General features: G+C 55.5%; 18 protein-coding genes. 9 read left to right on the top strand and 9 right to left on the bottom strand.

Annotated features, from left to right (window positions below; all coding sequences use genetic code 11):
• Positions 1-160: 160 nt before the first annotated feature.
• The 3 genes from LG301_RS16015 to hemE all read right to left on the bottom strand — a co-directional run bounded on the left by LG301_RS16015 (position 161) and on the right by hemE (position 3,247).
• Entirely contained in the window at positions 161-1,171 is a 1,011-nt protein-coding gene (locus LG301_RS16015; protein ID WP_404472144.1) for an amino acid ABC transporter substrate-binding protein, read from the bottom strand.
• A 103-nt stretch (positions 1,172-1,274) separates the two neighbouring features.
• Positions 1,275-2,135: a polyamine aminopropyltransferase gene (gene speE / locus LG301_RS16010; RefSeq protein WP_404472143.1), complete on the bottom strand. Its 861-nt coding sequence runs from the start codon at positions 2,133-2,135 to the stop codon at positions 1,275-1,277.
• Positions 2,135-3,247: a uroporphyrinogen decarboxylase gene (gene hemE / locus LG301_RS16005; protein WP_404472142.1), complete on the bottom strand. Its 1,113-nt coding sequence runs from the start codon at positions 3,245-3,247 to the stop codon at positions 2,135-2,137. Before hemE ends, speE begins: the two co-directional genes overlap by 1 nt.
• A 220-nt stretch (positions 3,248-3,467) precedes the next feature.
• Between hemE and ribA the strand changes: the two genes are divergently transcribed.
• The 6 genes from ribA (at position 3,468) to cheZ (ending at position 10,907) form a co-directional block, all read left to right on the top strand.
• A complete protein-coding gene (gene ribA / locus LG301_RS16000) occupies positions 3,468-4,103 on the top strand; it encodes a GTP cyclohydrolase II (RefSeq protein WP_263066832.1) in 636 nt (211 codons plus the stop codon).
• Positions 4,104-4,198: 95 nt separating this feature from the next.
• Positions 4,199-5,509 carry a diguanylate cyclase gene (locus LG301_RS15995; RefSeq protein WP_404472141.1) on the top strand — a complete coding sequence of 437 codons (1,311 nt, stop codon included), beginning with the start codon at positions 4,199-4,201 and terminating at the stop codon, positions 5,507-5,509.
• A 26-nt stretch (positions 5,510-5,535) separates the two neighbouring features.
• Entirely contained in the window at positions 5,536-8,100 is a 2,565-nt protein-coding gene (locus tag LG301_RS15990; protein ID WP_404472140.1) for a PAS domain-containing protein, read from the top strand.
• Entirely contained in the window at positions 8,100-9,413 is a 1,314-nt protein-coding gene (locus tag LG301_RS15985; RefSeq protein ID WP_404472139.1) for an ATP-binding protein, read from the top strand. The genes LG301_RS15990 and LG301_RS15985 overlap by 1 nt, the downstream gene beginning before the upstream one ends.
• A complete protein-coding gene (locus LG301_RS15980) occupies positions 9,410-9,841 on the top strand; it encodes a response regulator (RefSeq protein WP_404472138.1) in 432 nt (143 codons plus the stop codon). The genes LG301_RS15985 and LG301_RS15980 overlap by 4 nt, the downstream gene beginning before the upstream one ends.
• Positions 9,842-10,220: 379 nt before the next feature.
• A complete protein-coding gene (gene cheZ / locus LG301_RS15975; RefSeq protein WP_404472137.1) occupies positions 10,221-10,907 on the top strand; it encodes a protein phosphatase CheZ in 687 nt (228 codons plus the stop codon).
• A 41-nt stretch (positions 10,908-10,948) separates the two neighbouring features.
• Here the strand turns inward: cheZ and LG301_RS15970 are convergent, their stop codons facing one another.
• The 5 genes from LG301_RS15970 to xseB form a co-directional block, all read right to left on the bottom strand.
• On the bottom strand, positions 10,949-11,581 hold the full coding sequence (locus LG301_RS15970; protein ID WP_404472136.1) for a glutathione S-transferase family protein: 633 nt from the start codon (positions 11,579-11,581) through the stop codon (positions 10,949-10,951).
• 66 nt (positions 11,582-11,647) lie between these two features.
• Positions 11,648-12,409 carry a co-chaperone DjlA gene (gene djlA, locus LG301_RS15965; RefSeq protein ID WP_404472135.1) on the bottom strand — a complete coding sequence of 254 codons (762 nt, stop codon included), beginning with the start codon at positions 12,407-12,409 and terminating at the stop codon, positions 11,648-11,650.
• A 30-nt stretch (positions 12,410-12,439) separates the two neighbouring features.
• Positions 12,440-14,356, bottom strand: coding sequence for a 1-deoxy-D-xylulose-5-phosphate synthase (dxs, locus tag LG301_RS15960; RefSeq protein ID WP_404472134.1), 1,917 nt, complete (start codon positions 14,354-14,356; stop codon positions 12,440-12,442).
• 64 nt (positions 14,357-14,420) lie between these two features.
• A complete protein-coding gene (ispA, locus tag LG301_RS15955; protein WP_404472133.1) occupies positions 14,421-15,314 on the bottom strand; it encodes a (2E,6E)-farnesyl diphosphate synthase in 894 nt (297 codons plus the stop codon).
• A complete protein-coding gene (gene xseB / locus LG301_RS15950) occupies positions 15,308-15,601 on the bottom strand; it encodes an exodeoxyribonuclease VII small subunit (protein WP_404472132.1) in 294 nt (97 codons plus the stop codon). The genes ispA and xseB overlap by 7 nt, the downstream gene beginning before the upstream one ends.
• 283 nt (positions 15,602-15,884) lie before the next feature.
• On the opposite strand from xseB, the gene serA reads away from it, so the two are divergent.
• Positions 15,885-17,129, top strand: a complete 1,245-nt coding sequence (gene serA / locus LG301_RS15945) for a phosphoglycerate dehydrogenase (protein WP_404472131.1) — start codon at positions 15,885-15,887, stop codon at positions 17,127-17,129.
• Positions 17,130-17,201: 72 nt separating this feature from the next.
• Here the strand turns inward: serA and LG301_RS15940 are convergent, their stop codons facing one another.
• Positions 17,202-17,891 (bottom strand): pirin family protein, encoded by a 690-nt coding sequence (locus LG301_RS15940; protein WP_404472130.1) that lies wholly within the window; start codon positions 17,889-17,891, stop codon positions 17,202-17,204.
• Positions 17,892-18,116: 225 nt separating this feature from the next.
• Between LG301_RS15940 and LG301_RS15935 the strand changes: the two genes are divergently transcribed.
• Positions 18,117-19,112, top strand: a complete 996-nt coding sequence (locus LG301_RS15935; RefSeq protein WP_404472129.1) for a rhodanese-related sulfurtransferase — start codon at positions 18,117-18,119, stop codon at positions 19,110-19,112.
• A 105-nt stretch (positions 19,113-19,217) separates the two neighbouring features.
• Positions 19,218-20,024: an enoyl-CoA hydratase gene (locus LG301_RS15930; protein ID WP_404472128.1), complete on the top strand. Its 807-nt coding sequence runs from the start codon at positions 19,218-19,220 to the stop codon at positions 20,022-20,024.
• Positions 20,025-20,078: the final 54 nt, after the last annotated feature.

Raw genomic sequence — 20,078 nt, 5'->3', positions numbered from 1 at the left:
GGATATGAGGCAAAATTCAGCGCTTTTCAACGCAAAACGGGACTATTTCCTACCAAAGTTGTGATGCATAAACGTGCATTAGCAGCTACCGCACGCACTTTTTTGGTGCGCAGCCGCTAATGCATCGGCGATATCTCTTGTAATGCGTAAACGGGGCGAGTTAACGAATCGGCGGCGCGTACTGAATACCGCCATCATTCCATAGAGCGTTTAAGCCGCGGGCTATGTTGAAATCTGACTCGGTTCCTACGTTACGGTCATAAATATCGGCATAGTTGCCCACCTGTTTGACGATTTGGTACGCCCAGTCGGCCTCAATGCCCATGGCGTCGCCAAAATCACCGTCGCGTCCTAGCAAGCGCATTATGTCGGGGTTTTCTGAGCCGAGCTGTTCGTCTACGTTCGCCTGGCTAACGCCCAGCTCTTCAGCGTTGAGCATGGCAAATAGCGACCATTTGACGATGTTGAACCACTGGTCATCGCCTTGGCGGACGGCGGGGCCAAGCGGCTCTTTGGAGATGATTTCAGGCAGCACAACCGCCATGCTGGGGTCGGCAAGCTGCATTCGCTGAGCATAGAGCTGGGAGGCATCGGAGCTTAAAACGTCGCAGCGGCCTGCCTCAAAGCCGGCAATAGACTGCTCAGGCGCATCAAATACCACGGCATCATAGGACATGCCGTTAATGCGGAAGTAGTCAGAAAGGTTGAGTTCGCTGGTCGTGCCGGATTGGGTGCATACCGCTGCGCCGTCGAGCTCTTTCGCGCTCTGTACGCCTAGGTCACTGGCGACCATAAAGGCTTGGCCATCGTAGTAGCTCACCCCGGTAAAGTGCATCCCCTGGGTGGTGTCTCGGCTCGATGTCCAGGTGGTGGTGCGGGATAGAACGTCGACTTCGCCCGACTGCAGCGCGGTAAAGCGCTCTACCGAGTCGAGCGGTACGAAATCTACTTTTGTGGCGTCACCCAGCGCTGCGGCGGCGATAGCTCGGCACACGTCGGTGTCTAAGCCTCGGTACTGATCGTCGTCATCCAGCGAAGAAAAGCCAGGCTGGGCGGCATTAACCCCACAGCGCACGCTATCGCGTTGTTGAACGGTGTCCAGCGTGCTGGCCATGGCCATCGCAGGCACTAAAACACCGGCTCCTACTCCCAACCAACGAACGGTTTTCATTTGTTATTCCTTAACGTGAAAGGGTAAAACAGCCTCAGCTCTGAACGCGTAGCACAAAAAAAGGCCGAGCAATGCCCGGCCTTGGCTACTCGCAGACGCGGCGTTATGCGAAGGCTTTACGCATAAAAGGCGGCAGCGATAGCGCACCACGGTGAGCATCATCTGTGTAGTACTGTAGCGGCATTTCATGCTCAGCGGCAGCTTGTTCACGGAAGCGTTCAACGCTGGTCGCTTTACCGGCTAGCGTGACGCTCCACCAGCCAGAAGGATAAACCGGCTGAGGGAAGGGCAGTGTGGCCACGCTGTCAAAACCCGCTTCACGCATATCGTTACGCAGCTCGCGAATAATAGAGCCGCTGTGGTAAAGCGGCGATTCACTCTGCTGAACCATCACGCCGCCGCTTTTCAGAATGCGGTGGCAACGCTTCAGAAAGTCGGTTTTGAACAGCCCTTCAGCGGGGCCGACCGGGTCGGTGGAGTCGATGATCAGCACGTCGATGCTCTCATCGGCAGCGTCGTCGACCCACTTCACGCCATCGGCAAACAGCAGCTCGGCACGCGGGTCGCCGTTGGCTTCCACCAGCGCTGGAAAGAAGCGCTCGGAGGCTTTGGTCACTTCTTCATCGATATCGATTTGGGTGACTTTTTCAACGCCTGGGTGGCGCAGCACCTCTTTCAACGTACCGCAGTCGCCGCCGCCAATGATTACCACGCGTTTGGGGTCTTGATGGGTGAAGAGCGCCGGGTGGGCAATCATCTCGTGATAGAGAAAATTGTCGCGATCGGTCAGCATCACGCAGCCATCGAGCACCATTAGGTTGCCGTAGGTCTCCGTCGCATAGACTTCCAGGTGCTGGTAAGGGCTTTGCACATCCAGCAACTTTTCGGTGACTTTCAGCGAGAAAGCGCTGCCGTGGCTATCAAATACTTCGGTAAACCACTGGTCGTCGCGTAAATCGCTCATTACTTTACTCCTGGGCGCGAGTCGTTTGTTTGGGCCGGAATGCCTTTATGGTACTGCGGGCTTAAATCGTGCAGCGCCTCCATAAACGCGGTGACGTGATCAGGATTAGTGAACTGGCTGATGCCGTGGCCCAGGTTGAATACGTGGCCAGGGCCGTGGCCGTAGCTCTCCAGCACGCGGGCTACTTCAGCGCGAATGGCTGATGGCCGTGCAAACAGCACGTTGGGGTCCAGATTGCCCTGCAGGGCCACCTTGTGGCCCACGCGTGCACGGGCGTCGGAAAGCTCGGTGGACCAGTCAATCCCTAGCGCATCGGCGCCGGCGCAGGCGATGTGTTCGAGCCACTGGCCGCCGTTCTTAGTGAACAGAATCACCGGCACGCGACGGCCATCGTGCTCACGAATCAAGCCAGAGACGATCTGCTCCATGTAGCGCAGCGAAAATTCGAGGTAGGCAGGGGTTGAGAGCGCGCCGCCCCAGGTATCAAAAATCTGCACCGCTTGGGCGCCCGCGCGAATTTGTGCGTTCAGGTAGTCGGTGACCGCTTGCGCCAGGGTGTCCAGCAGCTGGTGCATGGTGTCGGGCGTGTCGTACAGCATGGTTTTCAGGTGGCGGAAGTCTTTGCTGGAACCGCCTTCGACCATGTACGTCGCCAGCGTCCAGGGGCTACCTGAAAAACCGATTAGCGGCATGCGGCCATTCAGCTCACGGCGGATGGTCGAGACTGCACGCATTACATAATCGAGATCGCGCTCGGCGTTGGGCACCGTTAATGCCGCCACCTCGTCGGGCGTGCGTACGGTTTTTCTGAATTTAGGGCCTTCACCGGTTTCGAAATAGAGCCCCAAGCCCATCGCGTCTGGAATGGTGAGAATGTCGGAGAACAGAATGGCGGCATCAAGCGGATAACGCTCAAGGGGTTGCAGCGTTACTTCACAGGCGAGGTCATGGTTGCGGCACAGGTCCATAAAGCTGCCTGCATCAGCGCGGCTGGCGCGATACTCAGGCAGGTAACGGCCTGCTTGGCGCATCATCCACACCGGAGTGCGGTCAACGGGCTGGCGAGCCAGCGCGCGAAGAAAACGATCGTTTTGTAAAGGTGTGGTGGTCATAAACACTTGCTCTTAAGAAATTTGCCCGCATTGTAAGGGAGTCTTTGTACCTGAAGATAGGAATTGTACTTGAAGATAGGAGGCATGGCGGCGTCTGTGATGGCATTAATCGTGTCATCTTGGCGGCACGGTGAGGCCGCCGCCGCTTCCTGGTAAACTATGCGCCCACTTTGCCAACACTGGTGTGGTTAACTGGTTTGGTTAATCAGCGAGGTAACCTGTGACCATTCGCTTCATTGCTGCTTCTCGGCTGCCCACTCCGTGGGCGACATTCACCATGCATGGTTTCGAAGACGAGGCCACGGGTAAAGACCATATTGCGCTAACGCTGGGCGACGTGAGCGGCGGCGAACCGGTGCTTGGGCGCGTGCACTCCGAATGTTTAACCGGTGATGCACTGTTTTCCATGCGCTGTGACTGCGGCTACCAGCTGCAAGAGGCGCTTAAGCGGATTGCCGAAGAAGGCCGCGGCGTGCTGTTCTACCTGCGCCAGGAAGGGCGTGGTATCGGGCTGCTCAACAAGATTCGCGCTTACCATCTGCAAGACCAGGGCGCCGATACGGTAGAAGCCAACGAACAGCTGGGCTTTGGTGCCGATATGCGCCGCTACGACCTCTGCGTGCCGATGCTCAACCACCTGGGGGTCACCGCGTTAAAACTCATGACCAACAACCCACGTAAAGTGGATGCGCTGACTCGCGACGGCGTCAAGGTGGTTGAGCGCCTGCCTATTACCACCGGCCTGAACCCTCATAACGAACAGTACCTCTCTACAAAAGCAGGGAAGCTCGGACACATGATGGTTTTGGACGACTTTACCCAGGCGAGTGATGTGGATATTGAGCGTAAAGAGTGACGTGGCTAGTACAAACGTCCTATAAACATATTGCTGTACACCTCAAATAAACGATATGTTTAAGGTAAGTTAAAAAATGTTACCTAGGTAGGCTTATGCAACATTTGTCGGTGCTGCTCGTCGAAGACGATCCAGGTGATGCCGGTTTGATAAAATACACCCTAAAGTATGATCAAACGGGTAATCATCTAGCGTGGGTCGAGTCGTTTAGCGCGCTCAAACAGTTCTTTGAAGAGCAGCAAGCTAAGCCTGATGTCATCTTGCTAGACCTTAACCTACCTGACTCTACGGGTATTGCCACTGTTCACGCCTGTAAACGCTTGAGCCGCAGTACGCCGATTGTTGTGCTAACCGGCCATGACGATACGGAGTTTGCGCTGCAAGCGTTAGAGGCTGGTGCTCAAGACTATCTGGCAAAAGGCAGCCTTGACGCTGATTCGCTCAGCCGCACGATGCGCTATGCGATTAGTCGTGCCAAGCTCGAAGAGCGCCTAATTATTTCTGAAGAGCGCATGGCGGCAGCCATTGAAGGTGGCAAGCTAGGCGTGTGGGACTGGTTATTTGACCGCAACGAGTTTGTGTTTAGTGACCGCTGGTTGGCCACGGTAGGTTTTAAGTCTGATAGTCCGGATCTTCCTAGAAACGCTGATGAGTGGCTTGAGCGCATACACCCTGAGGAGCGCCCCTCCTTTGAGCTAGCCGTTGAACGCCACTTATCGGGCGAGCTGCCTAATTACCAGTGTGAATTCCGTCTCCGCCACCGTGATGGCCACTGGGTGTGGCTGTTTGAGTCCGGCCATATTATTGAGCGAGATGCTAATGGTAAGCCCATTCGTATGGTCGGCGTGCAGCAGGACATCAGCGAGCGCAAAGCCATGGAGGAGCGGCTTACGCATCTAGCCATGCGCGATGAATTAACGGGGTTGCTCAACCGCCGTAGCTTCATGAATATTGCCAATAGAGAATATGGCCGAATTAAGCGCCAACAAGACTATAGCGTTGGCATATTAATGCTGGATTTAGACAAATTTAAGCAGGTTAACGATACCTATGGGCACGCTGCGGGAGACGAGGTGCTAAAACGCTTTTCTCACGCGGTGACCGAACAGCTAAGGGAGAACGATGTGTTCGCCCGCTTGGGGGGCGAAGAGTTTGCCGTTTTGCTTCCTCACACTGAACAAGAAGGCGTAGAAAAAGCGGCTGAAAAGTTGAGAGCTGCGGTTGAGGCGCTAAGCATAGACATTGATAAAGAACGGTTGATTCAGGTGACGACGAGTATCGGCGTTACCATGATGCACCCAGGCGATGAGCGGCCCGATGGGGGGCTGGCCAGGGCAGATAGGGCACTTTATGACGCCAAGCACAGCGGTCGTAATCGCTTTTGTGTGAATATACACAAGGCTTAGCGTCTAAAGCGACAAGGATTAATGGTATGCAGTTGGCTGCGTGGATAACGAAAATAACGACGAAGCATGGCTGGCTAGCTGCCCTCACGTTAGCGCTGCTACTGCTGCCAAGTATTACCCAAGCGGCTATCACGATCGGTGTATTTGCCTACCGTGATGCAAGCGCGGTAGAGCAAGAGTTTGCGCCTGTGGCAGACGCCGTGAGAAGCGCATTCCCAGAGCGTAGGGTCGAGCTAAACACGCTAAGCCTAGAGCAGTTAGAAGCGGCGATTGAGGCGGGCAGCCTGGATTTTGTACTCACCAACCCGCTGCACTTTTTAACGATACGCCATCGATATGATGTCAGTGGCGCGCTGGCAACGCTCTCCCGTCCTTATGCAGGGCATCGGCTTAATGCATTAGGAGGTGTGATCGTTACCCGCAGCGATCGTGCTGCTACGCAGCAGCTTGAAGACCTGGAAGGCTTGGTCATCGGCATACCCGGTAAGCGTTTTTTAGGAGGTTACCTAACCCAAGCCTATGAGATTTATCAGCGTGGTTTTCGTCCAGAGAATTTTGCGGTTTATCGCGAGCTAGGTAACCACGACGCCGTTATTCAAGCGCTGTTAGATAAAAACATCGACGCGGGGTTTGTGAGAACCGGGACGCTCGAATTATGGCAGCAAGAGGGCAGGGAGGGTATTGATCAACTCAAGGTATTGAATGCCCAGCAGCATACTCACTTTCCTCTTGAGCACTCAACCCGCCTGTATCCCGAATGGTCATTTGCCGCGCTGCCCCGCGTCTCTGAAGAAGATAAACGCACGGTGAGCAGAGCATTACTTAATATGCCGCCCGATGCACCCTTAGGGTTTGTTGCCCCTATGGATTACTTACGCCTTGAAGAGACGGCTAGGGCGTTACAAGTGCCGCCTTATAACCCTGGCAGTGCTTCATTATTGCTACGTTTGCAGCGGGAGCTTGGCAATTGGCTGTGGGTATTCACCCTATTATTAAGTGGCTTAATTATCTCTTTATTGCTGCTGGGCGTTCTGCATTGGCGGGGGCGGAAGCACCTTGTCAAAATTAAGGAGCAGCGCCAGGCGCTTAATCATATTTTGTGGGGTACGGCGGCAGGCACCTGGGAGTGGAATGTTCAAACAGGCGAAACACGCTTTAACGAGCGCTGGGCAGAGATGGTGGGCTACCGCCTAGCTGAGCTTCAGCCCACGACCATCGATACGTGGATGACATTTTGCCACCCTGATGACCTCGCCCGTTCTAATGCCGCCCTTCAAGACCATTTTGAGGGGCGTTTAGATAGCTACAGCATAGAAGCGCGTATGCGTCATCGCGACGGTCACTGGATTTGGGTGCATGATCGTGGCCGCATTGTGCAGCGAGATGATGCAGGCGAACCGTTATGGATGGCGGGCACGCATACCGATATCACATCTCGAAAAGAGGCAGAGGTAGAAGCCTTTGAGGTAACAGAACAGCTCAAAAAGTTGGCAACTCTGCTGCCGGGCACCATCTACCAGTATCACCTTGCTCCCAGCGGGCATGCTTGCTTCCCCTATGCTAGCTCAGGCATTGAGGCTATTTATGGCGTCACCGCTGAAGAGGCGGCACGTGATGTAACGCGCATCTTTAATGTGATTCACCCGGATGACCGGGAAGCTGTCGCAGAGAGTATTCAACAGTCAGCAGAGACATTGACTATCTGGCATGCCAGCTACCGCGTTAACCATCCTAACGGCAAGCTGCTGTGGATAGACGGCATTGCCACGCCAGAGCGCCTTAGAGACGGCGGTACTATGTGGCACGGCTATCTACGCGACATCACTGCGGCTTACTTACTACAGAAAGAGCGCGATGCGTATCGCGAGTCTTTAGAAAAATCCAACCAAGAGCTTGAGCATTTTGCGTATGCAGCGTCGCATGATTTGCGGCAGCCGCTGCGCATGGTGACCAGCTATGGGCAGCTGCTGCAGCGTCATTTGGGCGACACCCTAGATGATGATGGCCGCACCATGCTGCACTATATGAAAGATGGTGCTTCGCGAATCGACAACATGTTGCTGTCGCTCTTGGAGTACTCTCGCGTTGGCCGCAAGGGGCAGCCGATGCAGGCGATGTCGCTCAAGGCATCCCTTGAGGAAGCGCTACACTTTCTTAAGCCGAGTATTGACGAGTCCCAGGCGCAGGTAACGGTTACTGGCGATTGGCCCGACGTCGTCGCTAGCCCAGATGAGATGACCCGGCTTTTTCAGAACCTGATAGGCAATGCACTAAAATATTGTGCCACCGACAAGCCAGTGACGATTGACATTGCCGTCACCGAACTCGCTGATCCGGCGTGCTGGAAAATTAGTGTCTGTGATAACGGTATTGGCATCGCGCCAGAGCAGATCGAGCGCTTATTCAAAGTGTTTCAACGCCTGCATACCCGTGAAAAATATGAAGGCACGGGCGTAGGGCTGGCTGTCTGTCGCAAGATTATCGATCGTTATGACGGCCGCATTTGGATAGAGTCTGAGGGCGAGGGGAAAGGCAGCTGCTGCATTTTTACGCTACCCATAATAATAAATGCTGCGCAAGGAGCCGATTAATGTGGCGCAGACAGCGGTTTCTCGGCTACCTGCTAGTGTTACAGCTGTTAGCGCCTGCGTTTGCCTGGGCGACGCCAAGCTTTGATGAGTATTTTGAACGCCACTCAGCGCCCATGTGGATGATCGACACCGCGAGCGGAGACATTGTGCGCGCTAACGCCGCTGCTTATGCGTTTTACGGCTACGATGACCTTGAACAGCGCAATATACGTCAAATTAATCTGTTAACGCCGGCACAGATAGAAGAGGAAATTGCGCGTGCGCGCGAACGCTCTGCCAACCATTTGTTCATGCGCCATCGACTTGCCGATGGCAACGTCAAAGTAGTTGGTATTAATACCCAGCGGCACAATGTCGATGGCCGTGAGGTATTAATATCCTCCATCTATGATACCAGTGAGTTCGAAAGCTCTGCTGAGCGGCACTACATTAAAAGTGTGGAGCAGCAGGTCGACCTGCAGACAGCCGCATTAATCGCCGCTGAACGTAGAACGAGATGGATAAGTTTAATCGCTATTTCTGCGCAGGCGCTGTTGATCGTATTGCTGCTTTTTATGATTGTTCGGCTACGCAAAGCAAAGAAAGATAATGAACAGTTAATTGATGCGCTTTCTCATCAGAATAGTGATTTGGAACGGCTAGGGCATGCAATGGCCCACCACTTTCAAGAGCCAAGCCGACGCTTAATTAGTTTTTCTCAGCAGTTAAAACGGGAGGTTGGTGATACCGCATCCCCAAGTACGGCAGTGGCTGTTCACTACATAAGTACTCAGTCTCAGCGTTTAAGTGAACTCGTGTCAGATGTGCAACGCTATTTAAGTCTGGGTACCGTTCCGCCCGTATTCGAGCGGCTGGATACCGAGTCCATTTTGCAAGATGTATATCAGACGGAAGCTCTATTGGCCCCTATGCGGTTAGAGAGCGAGCTAGATATTTCCACACCGCTGCCGAATGTTTATTTTGATAAGAAACAGCTAAGTCTTATTTTTAAAATATTGCTGCACAATGCTTGGCAATATCGCTGTAAAGAGAGGCCGCTGCGAGTGGTGGTGAGTGGGCTAACGGTGGGTGACCGAGTACGTTTGCGGGTAGAGGATAATGGCCAGGGTGTTGCGCCTGAATATCGTGAGCAAATCTTCGATATGTTTTCACGCCTAGTGCCTAATAGTGAAGAGTACCCAGGCACAGGGATGGGGTTAGCCCTGGTGGCTAAAGCGCTGCGAAAAACAGGCAGTCGTATCACTATCGAAGATGGCCCCCAAGGCGGTGCCTGTTTTATATTTGATTTGCCAGCGGCAGGGAGTGAAAAATGACGCGCGCGCACTTTAAAGTATTGCTAGTGGAAGATGAACCCGCCGATGTGCACCTCACTAAAATGGCCTTTAATGAAGGTAAAGTGCTGGTGGATGTGCATGATGTAGGAGATGGTGTGGAGGCGTTAGCGTTTTTAAAGCAGGAAGCCCCCTATCAGGACGCCCCAAAGCCGGATCTCATTCTACTCGATCTTAATATGCCGCGTATGGATGGCAAAACGTTCCTGAAAAAATTCAAAACCTTGGAAAAGCTGCGTCAGATACCGGTGGTTGTATTAACCACATCAGAAGCAGAGTCCGATGTGATTGACTCTTACGATCTTGGCGCTTCGGGCTTTATTGTCAAACCTGTTGATATAGACCAGTTTATTAACGCGATTCAGGCACTAGAAGAGTACTGGCTGACATTGGTACGAAGGCCGAGCTAATCGTTGAAAGATGGGCGCAGCATCAAAAATAGACCACGCGCCTTATTATGCGCACCTGTATCCTCGTTAAGACTATTTTTTGCAGAATAGGCGGCAGAACGATTGCCGCATACCTCTTACTTAATTAGCGCGATTGACATTACGATCTTCGTGCGATTATCAAAAAATGAGCAGGTTACTAAATTTTTCGCCTGTTGTGCTTACGGTGAGCGCCCCATGATGGGGTATTCTAATTATTTGTAATGAGTCGTGATTTCTAGGAGTATTAGATTAATACTTCCATTAAAATCATTGATGCTATTCGCTGAGCGTGAGTGCTACTTGTAAAAGCGGGCTAAAGTGTTAATTCTACTGATAAAAAATAAGCGTAGAGGCTACGATGAGCACGACTAAAAATGCCCATGACTCGACCATGCCGTCGGTGTTGGGTAAGCACGACAGTGCTGATGACATGATTCACCGCATCGGTTATGTAACCCGCCTGCTGCGCGACAGCATGAAAGAGCTGGGCTTGGATCAGCAGATCACCCAAGCAGCGCAGGCAATTCCCGATGCTAATGATCGCCTTAGTTACGTGGCGGCAATGACGGAACAGGCTGCCGAGCGCGCTTTAAACGCGGTGGAGCGCGCCCAGCCATTGCAAGATGACCTGGAGAGTGCAGGCGATGCGCTAAACCAGCGCTGGCAGAAAGCCGCCGCCGCCCTGGCCAAGGTGGAAGGTGATGCGACGCTGATTGAAGATACCCAGCACTATCTAAGCCAGACGCTGCCGGATGCCACCGGTGCAACGCAAAAAGAGCTGCTGGAAATCATGATGGCGCAAGACTTCCAAGATCTCACTGGCCAAGTGATCAAAAAGATGATGGAAGTCATCAAGCTTATCGAAGAGCAGCTGGTGCAGGTGCTGGTGGATAATGTCCCGAATGTCACCGATGGGGTTAAGGCAGAAGATAACCGTGACGAGCATGCCAAGCTGCGAAACGGACCGCAGGTCAGTCAAAACAAGACTGATGTAGTGGCGGGTCAAGATCAGGTCGATGACCTGCTGGATGAGCTAGGCTTTTAACCGACACCTAGCCCGGTGGCTAGGCGCGGTTAGCCGCTGTATTAATCTTCACTCTCTTCTTTTGCTGCCTGCTCTTTTTCCATGGCACGAGCCATCGCCGGGCGTGCCGAATGGCGAGCGTGGTAAGCCACTAATGGCTCGGGTAACCGGTGCTTCATGCTAGCTGCCCAGCTTAGCGTATGGGTAAGAAATAGATCCGCCAGGGTAAACGTATCGCCGACAAGGGTTTCTTGGCCATCATAGCGGCGCTCAAGTGCATGCAGCGCACGCTGGAACTCCCACGCGGCGGTGGGTAAAACAGCGGGTACGCGACGCTCCTGGGGCAGTGCAAACTTGTGCTTGGCCTGGAGCCACAGCGGCTGCTCAATTTCGGTAATGATAAAGCTCAGCCATTGATCTACCTGCGCCCGCTCGGCAGCGCTGTTTGGCAGCAGGTTGCCGTCTCCATACTGTGCTGCGAGGTATCGGCAGATAGGCGCCGACTCGAACAGCATTAGCTCACCATCTTCAATCACGGGCACCTTGCCGTCGGGGTGGCGGGCTAAGTGCTCAGCGGTTTGTCCCTCGCCTTTATCCAATGCGACATGCTGGCAGCGGTATTCCAGGCCAAGCTCTTCAAGTGTCCAGGTAACCCGCACCGAGCGAGAGTTCGGAAAGCTGTAGTTGGTTATCATGAAACGGCTCCTGTGATGTGCAGTGGAAGACTCACTTTAGGTACTGCCGTGCACCCTTGTCATTACCTACTGGCCTCGGGCGCTACGAATACGCTCGTAGGCATTGCCAATCTCACTGGTGCGCGCTTGCGCCACTTCTCGCATGCTTTCAGGCAATCCTTTACCGGCTAGCTTATCGGGGTGATTTTGGCTCATTAAGCGGCGGTAAGCCTTTTTGATCTCCGCGTCGCTGGCATCTTCACTGACCCCCAATACTTGATACGCATCTTTTAGCGCCTCTTCACTGGAACCCTGTGAGTTGGCGGCAGCGCCGTGCAGCAGGGCTTCAATCTGCTGAACTTCCGCCTCGCTGCAGCCAACGCCGCGGGCCACCCGCAAAATCATTTCGTGCTCGGCGGAGTGGAGCACACCATCAGCTGCAATGGCGGTGAGCTGCACCTGTAAAAAAACCTGACGCAAAATAGGCTGTCGCTGGGTAAGGCGGTTCACCTTGGCAAGCTCGGCATCTAGGTTGAAATTGTCGGCGCGACCGCGCTCAAACGCAGCGCGCGCTTTTGCGCGCTGATCGCCTTGTAGGTGCATCTGGTCAAATAGCTTTTCGGCAACGTCCAGCTCGCCATCGGTGACCTTGCCGTCGGCTTGGCATAGGCAGCCCATCACCGAAAAGATCGACTCCAGAAAGCCCTCTTGGATTTGCATTCGCGCGATGGTTAAGCGGCGTTTGATGCGCCGCGCCAGCCACCAGCCCAACACGCCCCCCACCAGCAAGCCCCAAGAACCGCCAATGGCGAGGCCAATCAGGCCAAATAGAATAATTAGAAATAGCATTGCATTCTCAAATATTTAAGCGTCAAAAAGTTACGGCAGCCGGGCACGGATCGCGCTCTCGATGCCTGCGGCATCTAACCCGCAGTCGCGTAACAGCTCGGCAGGGGTGCCGTGTTCAACAAAGGCGTCCGGCAGGCCTAAATTCAGCACCTCCACTTGAACGCCCTCGGCGTGCAGGAGTTCATTGATCGCACTGCCTGCACCGCCAGTCACCACGTTCTCTTCCAGGGTGACGAGCAGTTCGTGCTCATCGGCAGCATGCAGCACAGCCTCTCGGTCCAGCGGTTTAATCGAGCGCATATTGATGTACGTAGCATTCAGCGTGTCAGCCACCTCGGCGGCGGCGCTGTTCACGCTACCAAACGCCAACAGCGCAATGCGGACACCGTCACTGGTCGAGTGGCGGCGCACCTCGGCTTTGCCGATCGCGAGCGGCTCAAGATGCTCAGGGATGACCGTGCCGGGGCCGGTGCCGCGTGGGTAGCGCACCGCCGCAGGGCCAGGGTGATGATAGGCCGCGCTAAGCATGGCGCGACACTCGGCTTCATCGGCAGGCGCCAGAATCACCATGCCCGGCACACAGCGTAAAAAGGAGAGATCCATACTGCCGTGGTGGGTGGGGCCGTCTTCGCCTACCAGGCCCGCACGATCAATCGCAAAGGTGACGTCTAGCTCCTGTACGGCCACGTCGTGAATCAACTGGTCGTAGCCACGCTGTAAAAAGGTGGAGTAGATCGCGACGACGGGCTTCATGCCTTCGCAGGCCATACCTGCTGCCAAGGTGACGGCGTGCTGCTCGGCAATGGCGACGTCAAAATAGCGTTCAGGGTAGGCCTGTGAGAAGCGAATTAAATCGGAGCCTTCACGCATGGCGGGGGTAATGCCCATTAACCGCGGGTCGCTCGCGGCCATGTCACACAGCCAGTCGCCAAAGACATTGCAGTATTTTTTCGGACTGCTTTGTGACGCGGCCGGCTTCTTCACCAGGGCTGTTTTAGCGGCGTCGCTGGGTTTTTCCAACTTGGTGATGGCGTGGTAACCAATTTGATCTGCTTCAGCGGGTAAAAAGCCTTTGCCTTTAACCGTCTTGATATGCAGGAACTGCGGCCCATCTTCATTGCGCAGGTTGTGCAGCGTGCTGGTCAACGCTTCCAAGTCATGGCCGTCGATGGGGCCGACGTAGTTAAAGCCCATCTCTTCAAACAGCGTGGCTGGGCTGACCATGCCTTTCATGTGCTCTTCGGTGCGCCGGGCAAGTTCAAGGGCGCCGGGTAGGTGAGAGAGCACCTTTTTGCTCTCTTCGCGCATTTTCAGATAGGGCTTGCTGGATAGGACGCGCGCTAGGTACGTCGCAATGCCGCCGACGTTTTCAGAGATCGACATCTCGTTATCGTTAAGCACCACCAGCAGGTTGGCGTTGACGTGGCCGGCATGGGCCAGGGCTTCAAACGCCATGCCTGCTGTGAGCGCGCCGTCGCCAATAATGGCGCACACCCGGCGCGGATCGCCTTTCGCTTGGGCGGCCAGCGCCATGCCGAGCGCTGCTGAAATCGACGTGCTGGAGTGGCCAACGCCGAAGGTGTCGTATTCAGACTCTGCCCGGCGAGGAAAAGCAGCCAGGCCGCCGTGCTGGCGAATGCTGAGCATCGCGTCGCGGCGTCCCGTGAGAATTTTATGGGGGTAAGCCTGGTGGCCTACGTCCCATACCAGGCGATCTTTAGGGGTATGAAACGCGTGATGTAGCGCTACGCTAAGCTCCACCACGCCAAGGCCTGCGCCAAAATGGCCGCCAGAGACGCCCACGCTATACAGCAGGTAGGCGCGCAGCTCGTCTGCCAGCTGAGCAAGCTGCTGACTATTCATGGCGCGCAGGGCGGCAGGATGCTCAAAGGAGTCGAGCAGCGGCGTCGTCGGGCGCTCGCGGGGTATCTCGTCGAACAGCTTCATAGGCGGCATGCTTTCATGAGTATGTGGTTAAGAACATGGTTAAGAGCAACGTTAAGGTCATCGTTTAGTGGTCGCGCTCGATCATGTAGTGGGCTAGGTCGGCCAGCGGTGCGGCACGCTCACCCAGCGGGGCGAGGGCGGCAATCGCCTCATCAATCAGCGACTGTGCTTTATGCTGCGCACCCGCAAGCCCCAGCAGGCTTGGGTAAGTGGGCTTGGCGCGGGCGGCATCAGCGCCCGATATTTTGCCCAGCGTGGCGGTATCGCCCGTTACGTCCAGTACATCATCGTGAATCTGGAAGGCTAGACCAATGGCGCGGGCGTAGCGAATGAGTGCACTTAAACGGGCATCGTGTTCGTCCACGGCGACTAGCCCACCGAGGCGCACGGCGGCGACAATCAGCGCGCCGGTTTTGTGACGATGCATGTGCGCGAGCGCGTCGACATCGGGGTGACCGCCCACGGCGGCTAAATCCAGCGCTTGGCCTGCCACCATACCTTCTCGACCCGAGGCAACGGCTAGCGTAGTCACCATACTGCCAAGCCGGGGATGGGGACGGCGAGCGAGCACTTCAAAGGCGAGCGCCTGGAGCGCATCGCCCGCCAGAATAGCGGTGGCTTCATCGAACGCTTTATGTACCGTAGGCTGGCCGCGGCGTAGGTCATCGTCATCCATGGCGGGTAAATCGTCATGGATCAGCGAGTAAGCGTGAATCAGCTCAATAGCGGCCGCCGGGGCATCCAGGGCGTCATCATCTGCGCCCAGGGCCTGCCCCGCGAGATACACCAGCAGCGGCCGCAGGCGTTTTCCGCCTACCAGCAGGCCGTGGCGCATGGCGGCTTCCAGGCGCGGTTCAACCGCCCGTTGGGTGTCAAATAAGCCAGAAAGCGTGGCGTCTACTCGGGCGTTGCTGGTTTGGCGCAGGGTAGTTAGCCGTGCTGCGTTAGCGGTTACCATGGCGGCGTCTCCTCGCGGTCGTCCCCATCGGTGTGGGCCGTGTCAACTGGGGTGGCAGCAAAGGGGGCGACCGCTAAACGGCCATCGCGGTCTTCGCCTAAAGCGCGCACCGTAAGCTCCGCGCTATCAAGACGCTGCTGGGCATCACGGGTTAGCCGAACGCCTTGCTCAAAAGCCGTCAGCGCATCTTCCAATGAGAGTTCGCCAGACTCCAGGCGTTCCACAAGGCGCTCTAATTGCGTGACCGTTGCGGCAAAATCTTGCGTGGGGGGTGTGTGTTCGCTCATTGGTTAATGCCTACTGTTTTTAACGGCGCCCTGAACGGGTGAAGGGCGGCAAGTGTGGCTGCGGTCGTACGACTAAAAACAAGCGCACAGTATACACCGAGGCAAGGGGGTGGCGTCTGCCCTCAACCGGACGGGCATTTTACAACGTGTGCCCGGTTCATCTTGAAAGCGATCACTTTTCATCATCTCAGCGCTCCGGCATGCGGTGCGGCTGTGCTACTATACGGGCCTTCCGTGAACCGATACACGGCGCTTGCCGCCGACCATAGAGGTTGATTCAGCCATGGCCAAAACGTCCCTGGACAAGAGCAAGATCAAGATCCTGCTGCTCGAGGGCGTCCACCAAAGCGCGGTGGACAATTTTCACAACGCAGGCTACGAGAACATCGAGCATCTGCCTACCTCGCTAGATGAAGAGGCGCTGATCGAGAAGATCCGCGACGTTCACTTCATCGGCATTCGCTCTCGTACCCAGTTAACAGAGCGCGTGTTTGAGGCGGCCGAGAAGCTGGTGAGCGTTGGCTGTTTCTGTATCGGTACCAACCAAGTGGATCTGGACGCAGCGCTTAAGCGCGGTATCGCCGTCTTTAATGCGCCTTACTCCAACACCCGTTCGGTGGCCGAGCTGGTGCTGGCAGAGTCGATTATGCTGCTGCGCGGTATACCTGAGAAAAACGCCCGCGCCCATCAGGGTGGCTGGCTGAAATCCGCCAAAAACTCCCACGAAGCGCGGGGCAAAACCCTGGGTATCGTGGGCTACGGCAGCATTGGCGCACAGCTTTCCGTATTGGCTGAGTCGCTGGGCTTCAACGTGATTTTTTACGATGTCATCACCAAGCTGGGCATGGGTAACGCCAGCCAAGTACCCAGCCTTGAGCAGCTGCTTGAGCGTTCAGACGTGGTCAGCCTGCACGTACCCGACCTGCCCTCAACCCGCTGGATGATGGGCGAAAAAGAGATTGCGGCCATGAAAGATGGCGCGATCTTAATTAATGCGGCCCGTGGCAGCGTGGTGGAAATTGAGCCGCTGGCGGCAGCAATTAAAGCCGGCAAGCTCAACGGCGCCGCCATCGATGTTTTCCCGGTGGAGCCAAAAGGCAATGATGAAGAGTTCCAAAGCCCGCTGCGTGGTCTGGAAAACGTCATCCTGACACCGCACATTGGTGGCTCTACCCTGGAAGCCCAGGAGAACATCGGTATCGAAGTGGCGGAGAAGCTGATCACTTATTCTGATAACGGCACCACGGTGACGTCGGTCAACTTCCCTGAAGTGGCGCTGCCAGCGCACCCGGACAAGCACCGCTTGCTGCATATTCACGATAACGTGCCTGGCGTACTTTCCCAGATTAACCGCGTGCTGTCTGAAAACGGCATCAATATCTCGGGCCAGTACCTGCAAACCAACGACAAAGTTGGCTACGTGGTGATCGACGTGGATAAGGCCTACGGCCCTCAGGCGCTGGAAGCCTTGAGAGAAGTTGAGCACACGCTGAAAATCCGTGCGCTCTACTCGGCACACAATAGCTAGTTCGCCAGCAACACTTTCGTCGGCAACCACGTGTGATGTGTCACAACGGCCCCTTTCGGGGTCGTTTTGCTGTCAGGCAAGATCAAACAGCAGCACTTCACCAGCCTCCTTACCGGTCAGGGACATCGCCTCGCCTGGTTGGAACGCCGCAGCGTCGCCGGTGCTAAGCGTTTCGCCGTTAACTTCTACCTCACCCTTTACTACGTGTAGCCATGCGTAACGGGTCGGGGGTGCCGCCAGCTGCTCCCCGGCGTTAAATAAATGTGCATAGAGGTTAACGTCCTGATTAATGCTCACCGACCCCTCGCGCCCCTCCTGGGAAACCACTAAGCGCCACTGGCCCTGACGTTCATCACTGGGAAAGTGTTTCTGTTCATAGCTGGGCGCAATGCCGCGCTTGGCAGGCTGAATCCAAATCTGCAGAAAGTGCAGCCCATGCTGTTGGGAGTGGTTGAATTCGCTGTGCACCACTCCGGTACCGGCAGACATGCGCTGCACATCGCCTGGGCGCGTCACCTCGCCATTGCCCATATTGTCGCGATGCTCCATCTCTCCTTCCAACACATAAGAGAGAATTTCCATATCTCGGTGGGGGTGAGCGCCAAAACCGTTGCCCGAGGTTACGCGGTCTTCGTTGATGACCCTCAGCGCACGAAACCCCATGTGGTTGGGGTCCATATAATTGGCGAACGAGAAGGTGTGGAAAGAGCGTAGCCAGCCGTGGTCGGCGTAGCCACGCTCGTGAGAACGACGAATCTGCATAGGAGTGCTCCAAAAGTGACTAACAGTGATGCTTACTATACGTTCGGCGCTGGAGGGCGTGGGGTGAAGGTTTCTATACGGTAACATCGAATAAATCGACGATTAGAGGTTGAGGATAGGCGTCGCATTGCGGTTTTACTGAACTTTTTGCTCACTTTTCGTTAAAATATGCGTCTCTTTTCACCCGGTCCGCTCTTTGCGAGGGCGACTACCAGGAGTTTTATAATGACGGTCTCATCCTCTGTTTCTACCACGGTGCCGCCCATTGTGGTGGCAGCGCTGTATAAATTTGTCACCCTGAACGACTTTGAAGCGCTGCGCGAGCCGCTGCGCCAAACCATGGTTGATAACGGCGTAAAAGGCACGCTGCTGCTGGCTAAAGAGGGCATTAACGGCACGGTCGCCGGTACTCGCGAGGGTATCGACGCGCTGCTGGCTTGGCTGACGGCCGACCCGCGTTTAAGCGATATCGACCATAAAGAGTCGTTCTGCGACGAGCCGCCGTTCTACCGCACCAAAGTGAAGCTGAAAAAAGAGATCGTCACCTTAGGCGTGCCGGACATCGACCCCAACGACACCGTGGGCACTTACGTTGAGCCGGAAAACTGGAACGACGTGATCTCCGACCCAGAAGTGCTGGTGATCGATACCCGCAACGATTACGAAGTGGCGATTGGCAGCTTTGAGGGCGCGGTTGACCCCAAAACCACCACCTTCCGCGAATTTCCTGAGTACGTACGCGAGCACTACAACCCGGAGCAGCACAAGAAAGTTGCCATGTTCTGCACCGGCGGCATCCGCTGCGAAAAAGCCTCCAGCTTTATGTTGAAAGAGGGCTTTGAAGAGGTGTACCACCTGAAAGGTGGCGTGCTGAACTACCTGGAAAAAGTGCCAGAAGAGCAGTCGTTATGGCGCGGTGAGTGCTTTGTGTTTGATAACCGCGTGACGGTGCGTCATGACCTCAGCGAAGGCGAACACGAGCAGTGCCACGCTTGCCGGATGCCGATCTCCCAGGAAGATATGCAGTCGTCGGCTTATGAGCCGGGCATTAGCTGCCCTCACTGCATCGATTCGCTGCCCGAGAAAACCCGCGCTGCGGCTCGGGAGCGTCAGCGCCAGATCGAGCTGGCCAAGGCCCGCGGTGAACCGCATCCGCTGGGGTACAACCATCGCAAGGACGGTCGCAAGAACGAGCATCAAAACGCCGCTGAAAACGCCTAAACAGCGTGGCCTCCTGCTCAGCAGGAGGCCACTTTGGTCGTACCCCGCCACGCCCAGCCTAAGTACGCGCTAGACTAGCAGCAACCCAACGTCTAGGAGCTTCCCATGTCGACCTCTCACACGTTAGCGCAGGCGGCTGATGACCTGCTACTTCGCACAGATCACCAGGGTGTAATCACCTTAACGCTGAACCAGCCTGAGCGCTTCAACGCGCTCTCCGAAGCGATGCTTGACGCACTGCAAGCGGCGTTAGATGAAATTTCTCAGGATGAGCACGCACGCTGCGTGGTGTTAGCTGCCAATGGCAAAGCCTTTTGTGCAGGCCACGACTTGAAGCAGATGCGCGCCAACCCGGATAAAGCCTACTACCAAGGGCTGTTTGCCCGCTGCGGGGCGGTTATGCAGGCCATTGTTAATTTGCCCGTACCGGTGGTTGCCAAAGTGCAGGGTATTGCAACGGCGGCGGGCTGTCAGCTGGTGGCCAGCTGCGATTTAGCGGTGGCGACCAGCAGCGCACGGTTTGCGGTGTCGGGCATCAACGTGGGGTTGTTTTGCTCCACGCCTGCCGTTGCGCTCTCACGCAATGTTGCCCAAAAGCGGGCCATGGAAATGCTGCTGACCGGAGAGTTTATTACGGCCTCCCAAGCGGCTGATTGGGGGTTAATCAATCGCGTTGCAGAAGATGATGCGCTGGACAGCGCGGTGGATGCACTGACCGCAAGTATTTGTGCTAAAAGCGCGGTGGCGGTGCGCACCGGGAAAGCCATGTTTGCCCGTCAGCTAGCGCTGCCTCTGGCTGAAGCCTACGCCTTTGCGGGCGAAACCATGGCCTGCAATATGTTGGCAGACGATGTTAGTGAAGGCATTGATGCCTTTATTGCCAAGCGGCCACCCCAGTGGCGGCACCGGTAATACACCATCAACAGCATTGGTGGAATTTGTTTCCGTAAACGCGACAACGCCTAG

It is taken from the genome of Vreelandella venusta, from assembly GCF_044809155.1.
GTDB lineage: Bacteria > Pseudomonadota > Gammaproteobacteria > Pseudomonadales > Halomonadaceae > Vreelandella > Vreelandella venusta_B.
The sequence above is the reverse complement of the archived record's forward strand: the minus strand, read 5'-3'. Positions and strand labels throughout refer to the sequence as shown.

Bases quoted from the DNA above. Each gene is read 5' to 3' on its own strand.
- LG301_RS15980 (WP_404472138.1), top strand. From the start codon at position 9,410: ATGACGCGCGCGCACTTTAAAGTATTGCTAGTGGAAGATGAACCCGCC.
- LG301_RS15990 (WP_404472140.1), top strand. From the start codon at position 5,536: ATGCAGTTGGCTGCGTGGATAACGAAAATAACGACGAAGCATGGCTGG.
- dxs (WP_404472134.1), bottom strand. From the start codon at position 14,356: ATGAAGCTGTTCGACGAGATACCCCGCGAGCGCCCGACGACGCCGCTG.
- LG301_RS15970 (WP_404472136.1), bottom strand. From the start codon at position 11,581: ATGATAACCAACTACAGCTTTCCGAACTCTCGCTCGGTGCGGGTTACC.
- LG301_RS15935 (WP_404472129.1), top strand. From the start codon at position 18,117: ATGACGGTCTCATCCTCTGTTTCTACCACGGTGCCGCCCATTGTGGTG.
- hemE (WP_404472142.1), bottom strand. From the start codon at position 3,247: ATGACCACCACACCTTTACAAAACGATCGTTTTCTTCGCGCGCTGGCT.
- xseB (WP_404472132.1), bottom strand. From the start codon at position 15,601: ATGAGCGAACACACACCCCCCACGCAAGATTTTGCCGCAACGGTCACG.
- LG301_RS15985 (WP_404472139.1), top strand. From the start codon at position 8,100: ATGTGGCGCAGACAGCGGTTTCTCGGCTACCTGCTAGTGTTACAGCTG.
- speE (WP_404472143.1), bottom strand. From the start codon at position 2,135: ATGAGCGATTTACGCGACGACCAGTGGTTTACCGAAGTATTTGATAGC.
- LG301_RS16015 (WP_404472144.1), bottom strand. From the start codon at position 1,171: ATGAAAACCGTTCGTTGGTTGGGAGTAGGAGCCGGTGTTTTAGTGCCT.
- LG301_RS15995 (WP_404472141.1), top strand. From the start codon at position 4,199: ATGCAACATTTGTCGGTGCTGCTCGTCGAAGACGATCCAGGTGATGCC.
- LG301_RS15940 (WP_404472130.1), bottom strand. From the start codon at position 17,891: ATGCAGATTCGTCGTTCTCACGAGCGTGGCTACGCCGACCACGGCTGG.
- cheZ (WP_404472137.1), top strand. From the start codon at position 10,221: ATGAGCACGACTAAAAATGCCCATGACTCGACCATGCCGTCGGTGTTG.
- djlA (WP_404472135.1), bottom strand. From the start codon at position 12,409: ATGCTATTTCTAATTATTCTATTTGGCCTGATTGGCCTCGCCATTGGC.
- ispA (WP_404472133.1), bottom strand. From the start codon at position 15,314: ATGGTAACCGCTAACGCAGCACGGCTAACTACCCTGCGCCAAACCAGC.
- LG301_RS15930 (WP_404472128.1), top strand. From the start codon at position 19,218: ATGTCGACCTCTCACACGTTAGCGCAGGCGGCTGATGACCTGCTACTT.
- serA (WP_404472131.1), top strand. From the start codon at position 15,885: ATGGCCAAAACGTCCCTGGACAAGAGCAAGATCAAGATCCTGCTGCTC.